Here is a 12,363-nt window from a genome sequence, read left to right as displayed (position 1 = left end):
CCGCCAGTGCGACGGACGCGACCCGGCGGGGCCTCTGCGCAACCTCGTGCGACAGGAGCTCGAGCTTGCCGACGATTTCGATATCATCGCCTTCGCGCAGGAGCACATGGCGAACCGCTCGCGCATCTCGGCCCTTTCGCCCCTGGTGAGCAAAGCCGCAGCGGCGGGCGACGCAAGCGCCCAGCGCATCCTTGAGCGCGCAGCGGCGGAAGAAGCCGAGATGGTCGTGGCCATTGTGCGTGGCATCTTCGATGAGCCGGACAATCAGGCGGTGGGCAGCATCCCCGTCACTTATGTCGGCGGCACGTTCAAGGCGGGCGAGGCCATCCTCGGGCCGCTGGGCGCAGCCCTCCCCCGCTGCTGCCGCCTCATCGCTCCGCTCCACGAACCAGAGCTCGGCGCGTGTCTCATCCTCCAGAAGCGCCTTGGCCTGAGCCTGTAGACACCCCCGGCATAGCAGAAGCCGGCTGAAGCAACTCCCGCCAGCGCGCCGAGCCCATTTCGAAAAAGCAAACGGGCCGGCAACCGCAAACGGCTACCGGCCCGCGAAGGGGAGGCAAATGCGTGGCTCGTAGAAACCCGCTTTCTGTAACCCGCTTGGTTCGTAGACACCCGGTGTCTGTGAACCACTCCGCAGCTATTCGCCCTTGGTCATCTCACGGGCACCCGTGGCACGGAAGACGGCCCAGTCGGCGATGCGCACGGCGTCGTCGCCCATGCGCTCGAAGTACTTAGCCACCATGAGCAGCTCGGGCAGGTACTTGGCGCGGGTCTCGCTCGCCTTGATGAGGTCGATGACCACGCCCTCAGCGGCCAAGTAAATGTCGTCGATGTCGTCGTCCATGGCGAAGACGCCGCGAGCCTTGTCCACGTCGGTGGTACGGAACGCCTCAACGGCCTCCTCGACCATCGTCGCCACGCGGTCGGCGGCGAAGTCGAGGTGCTCCTTGAGCTTGGCGGAAACCTCGGCAGGCAGGCTCTTGGCCAGATACGCCACGTCGCGGCTCATCTCGTCAATGTGAGTGAGATCCGAGACCAGGCGGAACGAGCCGCTCACGAAACGCAGGTCTCCGGCGATCGGCTGCTGGAGCAGCATGATGTCCAGGCAGCCATCCTCGATGGCGGTGCGCAGACGACGCTCGGACTTGGCACCGCCAAGCACCTCGTCAATCGTGTCGGCGTCACCGGCAAGCGCCAAGGCGAGCGCGCGAATATCCTTTGCCGTCTTCTCACTGAAGCGACCGAGCGTCTCGTCGATCTCTTCAAGCTGATGACGAAATTCGGAACGAGTAATCATTAGCTGAACCTTCCCGTCAGATAGTCGTTGGTGAGCTTCTCCTTGGGGTTGGAGAAGAGCTCCTTGGTGGGCGCCGCCTCAACGAGCTCTCCCAGGTAGAAGAAGCAGGTTTTATCGGCAACGCGCGCCGCCTGCTGCATGTTGTGCGTCACGACCACGACGGTATGGTCCTCGGAGAGCTGCATCATGAGCTCCTCGACCATCGAGGTCGAGATGGGGTCGAGCGCCGATGTGGGCTCGTCCATGAGGAGCACCGAAGGGTCGGTGGCAAGCGCGCGGGCGATGCACAGGCGCTGCTGCTGGCCGCCGGAAAGCCCAAGGCCGCTCTGGCCAAGCTTGTCCTTGACCTCGTCCCAGAGCGCCGCGCGCGTGAGGCAGCGCTCCAAGATCTCGTCCTCCTCCGAACGGCTCATGCGGCCCATGCGCTTCACACCGTAGAGCACGTTTTCGCGAATGCTCATGGGGAACGGGTTGGGGTGCTGGAACACCATGCCCACGTACACGCGGAGCGCGTTGGCGTCCATCTTGAAGATGTCCTGCCCGTCGAACTCGATCGTTCCCTCGGTCTTGACCGTCTCCACGAAGTCGCACATGCGATTGAACGTGCGCAGCAGCGTGGACTTTCCGCATCCCGAAGGTCCGATGAAGGCGGTCGCGCGGTTCTTGGGAATCTCGAGCGTGATGCTCTTCAACGCCTGGAAATCGCCGTACCACAGATTGAAGTCGCGGATGGAGAGCGTGCTCTCCACGCCCTCCACGCTGCGGTGGATATCCTCGTTGAACTCTCTATCCATAGTCTTCTCCATCAGCCGAACCTACCCGTCAGGTAATCGGCAAGACGCTGGTCTTTGGGTGCCGAGAAAATCTGCTGGGTGGTGCCCGTTTCCACCATATCGCCCACGTAGAAGAAGGCGGTGCGGTCGCTCACGCGGCCCGCCTGCTCCATGTTGTGGGTCACGATGATCTGGCAGAGCCCCGTGTCGCAGAGCGAGCGGATGGTCTCCTCGATCGTGTAGGTCGAGATGGGGTCGAGAGCCGAGCACGGCTCGTCATAGAGCACCACGTCCGGCTTCATGGCAAGCGTGCGGGCGATGCACAGGCGCTGCTGCTGGCCACCGGAAAGGGCGTGGGCAGACTGCTTCAGCTTGTCCTTGACCTCGTCCCAGAGCGCCGCCTGGCGAAGCGACGTCTCAACGAGCTCGTCCTCCTCGTCCTTGCCGTGCAAGCGGCCATGCTTCTTGGGAGCGAACAGGATGTTCTCGCGAATGGACTTGCGGAACGGCGTGGGCTGCTGGAACACCATGCCGATGGACTTGCGCAGCTCAAAGAGGTTCTCGGTCTTGGTGTTGATGTTGTGGTCGTGGTAGAAGATCTCTCCGCCAACCTTGCAGCGCGGAATCTCACGGTTCATGAGGTTCAGGCAGCGCAGGAAGGTGGACTTGCCGCAGCCGGAGGGGCCGATGAGGGCCGTGACCTCGCCCGCGCGGAACTCGAGGCTCGTCTTGTGGAGCGCCTCGTGCGTGAGGTCGTAGGTAACGGTCACGTCCTTGGTAGAGAGAAGCGCGGCCTGCGCGTTGGTGTCACTCATTCGGCGGTCAGCCTCCTCGCGAGGAACTTGCCCAGCACGCGCGCGAGCACATTGAAGAGCAGCACGCACACGAGCAGCACGGTGGCCGTGCCCCACACGATCTCGGTCGAACCCGGCGTGGGCTCGGAGGTGAGGCGCCAGATGTAGACGGCGAGCGTGCAGGCGGGACGGAAAATGTTGAACGGGTTGGTCGGGCTCATGAAGTTCGTGCTCGCGAAGTTGAGACGCGAGGGCGCGGAGCCAGAGGTGAAGATGAGCGCGGCGGCTTCGCCGAACACGCGGCCCGCAGAGATGACGATGCCGGTCACGATAGCGGGCATGGCAGCGGGGAGCAGCACGTTCACGGTGGTCTCCCAGCGGGTGAGCCCCATGGCGAGCGCGGCGTCGCGCTGGCTGCGCGGCACGTCTTCGAGCGCCTGCTGGATGGTGCGAACCAGGATGGGGATGTTGAACATCGTGAGAGCCACAGCACCCGAGATGATCGAGATGCCCCAGCCCATCACCACAACGAAGAAAAGCGAACCGAACATGCCCACGACGATGGAGGGCAGGCTGGAAAGCGTCTCGATGGCCGTGGATGCCGCGGAGGTGATCCAGTTATCGGGCGCATACTCCACCAGGAAGATAGCGCCGCCAAGCGAGATGGGCACCGAGATGAGCAGGGTGATGAGCAGCATGTAGAACGAATCGAACAGCTGGTACAGAATGCCCGACACCGCCTCGTCGGTGGAGGGGTTGGTGAGGAACCCGGGCGTGAGCGCGATGCCACCGCCGCGCGCGAGGATGTAGACGATGATGGCGGCAAGGAGCAGTAGGACGAATCCAACGATCGCCGTCAGGATGCCGGTTGCAATCTTGTCCTGCTTGCCGATGCGAGCCACATGGGCAGAAAGGTCGCGCTGCTGCGCGGGAGTTGCAGCCGGAGCGTTTGCCTGGTTAGCCATTCTGCTTCGCCCCCTTATGACCGATGAGGTGAATGATGAGGATGAACACGAGCGACATGGCGAGCAGGATCAGGCCGAGCGACCACAGCGCATGGTAGAACTCGGTGCCGCTCACCGCGTTGTTAAGACCGGAGGTGAGGGTGGCCGTGAGGGTCGAGGCCGGCGAGAGGAGCCCCGTGGGCATGTTGCGCTCAACGCCGCCGATGACCATCTGAACGGCGAGGGTCTCGCCGAACGCGCGGGTCATGCCCAAGATGACCGCCGTCATGAGCGAGGGCATAGCGCTCTTGAGCACCACGTGCCAGATGGTCTGCCAGCGGGTGCAACCAAGCGCGTAGGAACCCTCACGGTACTCGTTGGGCACGGCAGCGAGCGCGTCGATGGAGAGCGTCGTCACCGTGGGCAAGATCATGACCGCCAGCACGATGGCACCGGAAAGGATGCCCGCGCCGGTGCCCGCGGAAGCACCGAAGATCATGCGCATGGCGCTGTTCACCACATAAAGGCCGAGCACGCCGTAGACGACCGAAGGAATGCCCACGAGCAGCTCGACGAGCGGCTGGAACACGCGCCGGCCGAAACCGGGAGCAATCTCCACCACGAACATGGCCGAGCCAAGCGCGATGGGCAGAGCGATGATCGTAGAGAGCAGGGTGACCGAGAACGAACCCACGATCATGGGGAGCGCTCCGTACATGTCCTGCTCGGGAATCCAGTGCGTTCCCGTGAGGAACGCGATGGGATCGAAGCCGTCTACGAAAAACGTGGTCAGACCCTGCTGGGCGACCATGAAGATCAAGGTGATCACCACGAGGGCCACGAGGGCCACGCACGCGCCCGTGATGGTGAGCCCGATGTTCTCCAGACGGCGTTTTGGCATAACCTTAGCCATGTGACGCCTTTCTCCACAGACTAATCCAAAGAAAACGGGGCACCCCGCGCGAACGAGAGGTACCCCGTCGTACTACCACTGCACCGCTTTTGCGGGCGCGCTACTCGACAGGAGTGACGTTGCCGTCGACGTCCTTCTTGACCTTCATGTTGCTCACCGGGATGAAGCCCTGCTCGATGACGGTCGTGCTCTGGACGTCCTCGGACATGATGTAGTCGATGAACGCCTGGGTGACGGCAGCCGTGGCCTCGTCCTCGTCGGAACGGGTGTACATGTGCTCGTAGGCCCAGATGTTGAAGTCACCGCTCTCGACGTTCTCCTGCGTGGGCTCCACGCCGTCGACGCTGAGCGCCTTGATGCCCTCGTTGGTCTCGTAGTAGTTGAAGGCAACGTAGGAGATGGAGCCCTCGGTGGCAGCAACCTGCTCAACGACGGTACCCGAAGAGTCAACCTCGGCAACCGGGGTGAAGTCCGCGGGGACCTCGGCACCCTGGAGCACGGCAGCCTCGAAGGTGGCACGGGTGCCGGAGCCGGCCTCGCGGTTGATGACGTTGATGGTGCCGGCAGTGCCGCCCACCTCGGACCAGTCGGTGATCTGGCCGGTGAAGATGCCGGCGAGCTGCTCGGTGGTGATGTCGTCGATGTCGACGTTGGCGTTCACGATCGGGCCCATGCCCACGATGCACACCTGGTTGTCAACGAGGCCCTCGAGCTGGGACTCGTCATCGACCTTCTCCTCAGCGAACACGTCGGAGCGGCCAATCTGGAGGGAGCCGTCCACGATGCCGGAGATGCCGTCGCCCGAGCCGCCGCCGGAGATGGCGATGACCACATCGGGGTTGGCATCCATGAAGTCGTTCGCCACAGCCTCAACGAGCGGCTGGAACGACGTGGCGCCCCCGCAGTTGATGGTGCCGGAGAGGCTGGCGCCCGCGGCAGCGCTACCGGTGGAACCGGCAGTAGTGGTCTGGCCGCTGCAGCCGGCAAGGCCGAGGCCCGCGACGGCGGCGATGCCACCGGCGAAACCGAGGAACTGACGACGAGAGCACGAATAATCGAACATGAACGATTCTCCTTCCAGAATCTAATACGCACGATGGTCGCAGGCAAAATCGACAGACGCCTGCGCTCGTCTGCAATGCACCATACGCGTTCGATTCTTGGCAGAAGTGCTCGTCGGCCAGTTATTACATGAGTCTTATGAAGCATTACCCAGCGTAAACGACGAGTTTACAAATTGCTAACAAATGGCGGCGGTATGTTAAGCATCCGCAGCGGGGGCATTTGGCCGCGGCGGACCCCGGCGTGCGGCGGCTTGCGAGGCACGACGGCGTTCGCATACGGCGGCTCCCAGTGCGCGACCGCCCCGGCGCGCCGGGGTTTTCGGGCGAAAAACGGACGCGCCGCTCGTTCTCGGGCAAGATCTGGACGCTCAGAACGCTCCGAGCGTACGAAAGTCGCCCGGCAACGCCTTCAGTGTCCGAATCTCGCCCAGAAACGAGCGGCGCGTCCAGAATGCCCGTGAATCGTAGACACCCGGTATTCACGCGTCATGAATCGTAGACACCCGGTGTCTACGATTCATCGCTATGCGCTGAGCTGCTCGGCTGCCTTGTCCACGCAAGCAAGTGCGTTCAGGCTGCGCGGATAGCCGATATAGGGAACGCATTGCGAGACCACGCGGTAGAGGAAATCCTTGTCGTTGCCGAGGTTCATATTACCCATGGCATGGCTCGTGAGCTGAGGCTCGCAACCGCCCTGCGCCGCGATGAAGCAGAAGGTGATCATCTCGCGGTCGCGATCGGAAAGGCCGTTGCGCGTATAGTAGTCACCGAAGCAGTTGTCGGCGAGCCACTTGTTGATATGCGCGCGCTCAGCAGGACCATGCAGCCAGGTCTCGCGCATGCCCTCGCCGAAGTAATCAATCTGCACCTGGTTTCCCGCGGTGAGGCGCGTCTCGGGCGTGGTGGTCGCCTGGCCCTCGAGGGGCAGCTCGATGCCGCGCTCGGCAAAGACCTCGTTCACCGCGCTGATAAACGGCAGAGTGCGCCCCATGCCAAGGTACGCGGTGCCCTAGTAGGCAACCTCTTTGATCTCGACGGGTGTCACGCCGAAGTTGAGGGCGCCCGCCACCATGATGCGGAACTCATCGATGCCCTGGCAACCCATGAGCACGGCGAGAATGGCGAGGAAGCGCTCGCGATCGGGCAGCTTAGCCGCCTCCTCGTTGACCACCTCGTCGAAAGCGAACGTGTTGAATCGCTCGGCAAACTCCGGATCGGTGGTCGCGAGCGAGCCCGTGGCGCCGGGATTCATGCGCTCATGGTAGGCCGCGGCAGCATCTGACTGTGCCATATATGTCTCCTATTCCCTGCTTCAACGAACGGCCAGACGGGATGCACTCTCTCATCTGACCGTTCGGTACATACGCTTTGCACTAGGCGAGCTTGCCGTACTGCTCGTCATCAACGGGCTCGAGCCATTCATTAGACTGCTCGTCGCACCCCTTGACCGGCATGGCAACGGCGATGTGCGTGAACCAAGAATCCTTGGCGGCACCGTGCCAATGCTTGACCTCGGGCTGGATGTCGACCACGTCGCCCGCATGGAGCTCCTGCGCGGGCTGGCCCCATTCCTGGTACCAACCGCGCCCGCCGGTGCAGACGAGCACCTGGCGCTCGCCATGATGCACGTGCCAGTTGTTGCGGCAACTGGGCTCGAAGGTCACGTTGGCCACACCGCCGGCGAGCGGCGCAAGGTAGCTGTTGCCGATGAAGTACTGCGCAAAGGCGGTATTGGGCTCGCCCAGCGGGAATGCGCTCGACGCCCCGAGACTCTCACGTGCCAGCTGCTCAAGATCAAGATCCATAGGAGCTCCTTTCACTCAACTGTTAGTTGCCGAGGGCATCGTAGCCCTTGGAGTACGCTCCAGGTCAAGAAAAGTTCACGATTGCGGGACGCGGGTTCCTGACGGCAAAATGCTACTCCCCTGTACGGCAACGCCGATATACGATAGGCAGCAGGTCGCTATTCATAATCCGCAAGTATGCATCGGGATTCTCGTTGAATTTCTCATACATATCCTGGCTGTCGCTCAGGATGGCGGCGAGAGCGCTCATCATCACATCGCCAAAAATCGCACGTAGGTCACCCATGCTGTTGGCGCGCGCATTGGCAACAAAGTCGTCGTCCTCGCAAATCTTGTCGGCACAGGCCTTGATAATCTTGTCTGCATCCGTCCATTCCGCGCCAAAGGCATCGTTAAGGTGCTCGATAAGCACACTCAGACGTTCCTCTTCCTCCTCTTTAGCCACGCCCGCATTGGCGCCACCGTTATGCAGCTGCTCGCTTTCGAGCTTGATAACCTGGGTGCCTTTGTCCTCGATGCGCAGATATTCGAGCTCAACCTTATCGCGCAGGTCCGGCGTAGAACCCGTCTCTAAGAAGAGCTTTTTGACAAGAAAGCCAGCGTACACAAAGAGCCTATGCAGTTCCTCATCGCCGAGGCTGATCATCTGCGTGATAAACGAATATGAGCGGAGGAACTTGCGCAGCAGCGCCTTGAACTCGCGCTTGGGCGTATCGTCGAGAGCACCCCAGCGGTCTACCGCTGGCTGCAGCAGAGGCTCAATCCTACGTAGCACCGCGTCCTGGTCGGGCTCGTGGTAATACACGTCGGCCACGGCCTCCACCTCAGTGCGATCGTATACGTGATAGCCGTCCAGGCGCTCCACCAGGTTGTAAATCACATCAGGGTCGGTCGCGGCATCAAGCTCGGTGGCCTCGTAGTAGTTGGCAAAGCTCGCCCGAATGGTATCCCACGTGTTGGCAAAGTCCAGCACAAAGGTGCGCTTGCCCGGGTAGGTGCGATTGAGGCGGCTGAGCGTCTGCACGGCGGCCACTCCTGTGAGCTGCTTGTCCACGTACATGGCACAGAGCTTCGGCTGATCAAAGCCCGTCTGGAACTTGTTGGCGCACACGATGATACGCTTCTCATCGGTGTCGAAGAGCTCGGCCGTGCGCGTCTCGGGCACGCCGTTCACCTTGGCCTCGGTAATCTCCTCGCCATCCACGTCGAGCGTACCACTGAAGGCGATCATGACCTGGCAAGCATACCGCTGCTGCTTGATGTAGTCGGTCATGGCGGTGTAGAGGCGGTACGCCATCGGGCGACTCCACGTGACCACCATGGCTTTGGCTTTATGGCCAATCACGCCCTCCACGTCGTTTATGAAATGCTCGACGATGATCTGCGCCTTGCGATTAACCATAGCCGGATTCCAGTCCACGATACCCATGAGCGCGCGGTTGGCCTTAGCCTCCTTGTACTTGGGGTCATCTTGGATAGTCTTGGCCAGCTTGAAATACGTTTCAAAGCAGGTGTAGTTCTCCAGCACGTCGAGGATGAAGCCCTCATCAATGGCCTGCTTCATGCTGTAGAGGTGGAACGGCCGCGGAATAAGCATGCCGTCCTTATCGCGCTTGCATTGCTCGTCACGCGTACCAAAGACCTCAAGCGTGGCGGGCTTGGGCGTAGCCGTAAAGGCAAAGAAGCTCAGGTTGTCGATGTGTCCCTGCGCCTTCATCTCGCGCGCCATCTCGTCCTCGTCATCCCAGGGCTCGCCTGGGTCCAGGTCGCGGTCCATGAGCGCCATCTTCATCTTGGCGTTGGCCTTGCCACTCTGCGAACTATGAGCCTCATCGATAATGACGGCAAAACGCCGGCCCGAGACCTTGGTCTCCGAGCAGATGTAAGGGAACTTCTGAATGGTCGAGGTGATGATCTGCGCGCCCGCGTTGAGCGCCTCGCGCAGGCCCGCGCTGCCATCCTCCTCGCGCACACGCACCACAACGCCGCGCTTGTGCTCCACGGTATCAATGGTCTCCGAGAGTTGGGCGTCCAGATTTCTCCGGTCGGTAAGGATCACGACCGTGTCGAACACCGGGTTGCCACCGGTATCGTGCAGCGACTGCAGGTGGTGTGCCAGCCACGCAATGGTATTGGACTTACCGCTTCCCGCTGAGTGCTGAATAAGGTAGTTATGGCCTGCACCGCGCTCTTGCGCGTCCTCCACCAGTTTGCGCACCGCGTCGAGCTGATGAAAGCGCGGGAAGATAATCTTCTTCATCGCGTGCGTTTCCTTGTCGTACTCCACGCGGATGAAGCGCTGGATGATGTCAAGCAGACTGTCTGGGGCGAGAATATCGTGGTACAGATACTCGGTCCGGTACCCATGGGGGTTTGCCGGGTTGCCGCCGCCATTGTTGCCGTTACCCCGGTTGAACGGCAGGAACACGGAGTTGCTGTTGGCGAGCCACGTGCACATCTGGACCGTCTCGGAGTCCAAGGCAAAATGCACGAGCGCGCGGCGGCTGGGCTTGAACAACAGCTCCTTGGGGCTGCGATCACGCTTGTACTGCTTCACGGCATGCTCGGTACGCTGGCCGGTAAGATTGTTCTTGAGCTCCATCGTGACCACGGGGATGCCGTTGAGAAAGAGCGCCACGTCCACGGAGTCATTGAGGTCGTCCGGCAGTGTGCCGTATCGCAGCTGCCTCACCATTTCGAAGCGGTTGGCATGGTAACGCGCCACCGCATCCGGGTTCTTAGAGGTTGCCGGCTTGAAGAAGCAGAGCTTGAACTGCGCACCTGGCGCCATGCGAATACCGTGACGCAGCACGTTGAGCACGCCGCCGCGCTCACCATGGGGCTCGAGCTCGTCGGTGAGCCGCTTGAGGAAGCGTTCGCGCGTATGGGCACCATACAGTCCCTCAATCTTGGCCCACTCCTCGGGCTGCGTCTCCTGCACAAAGCCGATGAGCGAGTCTACCTTGAGCGCCAACTTGCAATCGTAGTCGACCTGCGCGCATGCGTTGTTATCTGCGTGCGGGAGTCCCTCGGTCTCGTTGTAGATGGTGCGCCAGCCAACCCGATCCATGAGCATCTCGACGTCGTTTTCGAAGTCCTTCTCGGTAGTCGAAGCGTTCATGGGCACCTTCCTTTGCGCGCATGTTTATGTTTCTTATGGTAGCGCAGGCTACGAACGGGAATGCGTCGCAAAGCTGTTCGCGGCGTCGAGCACAGAACATGTCTCGTCCGTAACCTACCGAGAGATGTATGGGTTTGGCGGAAACCGATATCGGTTCCAGCCATAATCTGGCGGATACCGATGACGGTATCAACCATTTTTTGGCGGAAACCGAAATCGGCATTCGCCAAGCAGCGAGAAACACCTACCGACGAGGCGTAGAGCGGTAACACAAAGACCCCTATTGTGTCCGCAAATGCGTCCGTAAAATTTTACAGTTGCTTTTACGACCGTTATTCAATAGTATTTCGAAAAAGAACGACCGTATTGAGGAGGGCGGCACATGAAAGAATCTAGCCAGCTCGAATTCAAGGAGTCAGTCTCGAACACCTTCCTCAAAACTGTAAGCGCCTTTGCCAATTACGGTGGAGGAACCATCCTCTTTGGCGTGGATGATTCCGGACACAGCGTCGGTGTACCGGACCCGGATCAGGCGCGCCTCGACATCGAAAACCGTATTAACGACAGCATCTCGCCCAACCCTGACTACTCACTAAGGGTCGATAAGAAAACGGGCGTCATCTCACTTGCGGTATCACCCGGCATCCATAAACCGTATCTCTATCATGCAAAAGCCTACAAGCGCAACGATACGGCCACCATCGAAGCGGATCGGCTTGAGCTCTCGCGTCTCATCCTCGAAGGGGAAAATCTGTCGTTCGAGAGCACACCGTCTCACCTTGAGCACCCTACGTTTCACGTACTGGAACGCGAGTTGCAAAACGCCTTGGGGATATCGGAAGTTACAGATGACACGCTCAAAACACTTGAACTCAAGAATAAGGACGGATCGCTCACTATAGCTGGCGAGCTCCTGAGCGACACGAATACCCTGCCAGGGATTGACTGCGCCCGCTTCGGCGATTCCATCAACGTCTTTCTCGACCGAGAGACCTATGAGCACATTTCCATTCTTGAACAGTACAACAGCGCCGTTCAGCTCTTCAATCGCTACTATCGGGTTGAAGAAATTGAGGGCGCGTGGCGTGTCACTCGAGAACTCATACCAGAAGCGGCCTTCCGAGAAGCAGTCGCCAACGCTCTCATTCATCGTCAGTGGGATGTGCCGGCGCATATCAGAGTATCCATGCATCCGGATCGCGTCGAAGTGAGCTCCCCCGGCGGGCTGCCCCAAGGCATAACTGAGGAGGAATATCTCCGCGGTTGGGTCTCGGTGCAGAGAAGCCCCATCATCTCGAACGTCTTTTTCAGGCTCGGTATCATAGAACGCTTTGGCACGGGCGTGCTCAGAATCAAGGATGCCTATCGGGAATCGATGGCTAAACCGGATTTTTCCATTGCAGAGAACTCAGTTACGGTCGTGTTGCCGCTTATTGACGACTATGGGAACCTGACAGCTGATGAGGCGCTCGTCCTTAGCAAGTTGCGAAACAGAGAGATGCCGATAAGCGACATAGTTACCGAAACGGGGTTTGGCAAGACGAAGGTCCAGAAGCTCTTGAAGGGGCTGGCAAGCAGGGGCTATGTAACAGTTGTAGGAAATGGCCGGGGCACGAGATACCGTGCCTAGGTGCCGACGGCAATGCAAACAG

Annotated in this window: 11 protein-coding genes and 1 pseudogene; 2 read left to right on the top strand and 10 right to left on the bottom strand. The window is 60.5% G+C overall.

The window, feature by feature from the left end:
• Window positions 1-442, top strand: a pseudogene (locus AC1VS5_RS00620) (N-acetylglucosamine kinase); the annotation flags it as partial.
• Window positions 443-637: 195 nt separating this feature from the next.
• Here AC1VS5_RS00620 and AC1VS5_RS00615 read toward each other — a convergent pair.
• From AC1VS5_RS00615 to AC1VS5_RS00570, 10 genes are all read right to left on the bottom strand, one after another.
• Window positions 638-1,297: a phosphate signaling complex PhoU family protein gene (locus AC1VS5_RS00615; RefSeq protein WP_276767072.1), complete on the bottom strand. Its 660-nt coding sequence runs from the start codon at window positions 1,295-1,297 to the stop codon at window positions 638-640.
• Entirely contained in the window at window positions 1,297-2,091 is a 795-nt protein-coding gene (gene pstB, locus AC1VS5_RS00610; RefSeq protein WP_022349988.1) for a phosphate ABC transporter ATP-binding protein PstB, read from the bottom strand. Before pstB ends, AC1VS5_RS00615 begins: the two co-directional genes overlap by 1 nt.
• Window positions 2,092-2,102: 11 nt before the next feature.
• Window positions 2,103-2,885 carry a phosphate ABC transporter ATP-binding protein gene (locus AC1VS5_RS00605; protein WP_022349989.1) on the bottom strand — a complete coding sequence of 261 codons (783 nt, stop codon included), beginning with the start codon at window positions 2,883-2,885 and terminating at the stop codon, window positions 2,103-2,105.
• Window positions 2,882-3,829, bottom strand: coding sequence for a phosphate ABC transporter permease PstA (gene pstA / locus AC1VS5_RS00600; protein WP_019127762.1), 948 nt, complete (start codon window positions 3,827-3,829; stop codon window positions 2,882-2,884). Before pstA ends, AC1VS5_RS00605 begins: the two co-directional genes overlap by 4 nt.
• A complete protein-coding gene (pstC, locus tag AC1VS5_RS00595; protein WP_019127761.1) occupies window positions 3,822-4,721 on the bottom strand; it encodes a phosphate ABC transporter permease subunit PstC in 900 nt (299 codons plus the stop codon). The genes pstA and pstC overlap by 8 nt, the downstream gene beginning before the upstream one ends.
• Window positions 4,722-4,821: 100 nt before the next feature.
• Window positions 4,822-5,784 carry a phosphate ABC transporter substrate-binding protein gene (locus AC1VS5_RS00590; RefSeq protein ID WP_276767066.1) on the bottom strand — a complete coding sequence of 321 codons (963 nt, stop codon included), beginning with the start codon at window positions 5,782-5,784 and terminating at the stop codon, window positions 4,822-4,824.
• Between the two features lie 524 nt (window positions 5,785-6,308).
• Window positions 6,309-6,776, bottom strand: coding sequence for a carboxymuconolactone decarboxylase family protein (locus AC1VS5_RS00585; RefSeq protein WP_481217333.1), 468 nt, complete (start codon window positions 6,774-6,776; stop codon window positions 6,309-6,311).
• Between the two features lie 18 nt (window positions 6,777-6,794).
• Window positions 6,795-7,076 carry a carboxymuconolactone decarboxylase family protein gene (locus AC1VS5_RS00580; RefSeq protein WP_481217332.1) on the bottom strand — a complete coding sequence of 94 codons (282 nt, stop codon included), beginning with the start codon at window positions 7,074-7,076 and terminating at the stop codon, window positions 6,795-6,797.
• A gap of 82 nt (window positions 7,077-7,158) precedes the next feature.
• A complete protein-coding gene (locus tag AC1VS5_RS00575; RefSeq protein WP_481217331.1) occupies window positions 7,159-7,590 on the bottom strand; it encodes a cupin domain-containing protein in 432 nt (143 codons plus the stop codon).
• Window positions 7,591-7,702: 112 nt separating this feature from the next.
• Window positions 7,703-10,711: a type I restriction endonuclease subunit R gene (locus tag AC1VS5_RS00570; protein WP_481217330.1), complete on the bottom strand. Its 3,009-nt coding sequence runs from the start codon at window positions 10,709-10,711 to the stop codon at window positions 7,703-7,705.
• Window positions 10,712-11,093: 382 nt separating this feature from the next.
• Here AC1VS5_RS00570 and AC1VS5_RS00565 point away from each other — a divergent pair, with 382 nt between their 5' ends.
• Complete coding sequence (locus tag AC1VS5_RS00565) at window positions 11,094-12,341, top strand: ATP-binding protein (RefSeq protein ID WP_204666463.1); 1,248 nt, start codon at window positions 11,094-11,096, stop codon at window positions 12,339-12,341.
• Window positions 12,342-12,363: the final 22 nt, after the last annotated feature.

The sequence above is a fragment of the Enorma sp. genome (genome assembly GCF_982429025.1).
The sequence above is the reverse complement of the archived record's forward strand: the minus strand, read 5'-3'. Positions and strand labels throughout refer to the sequence as shown.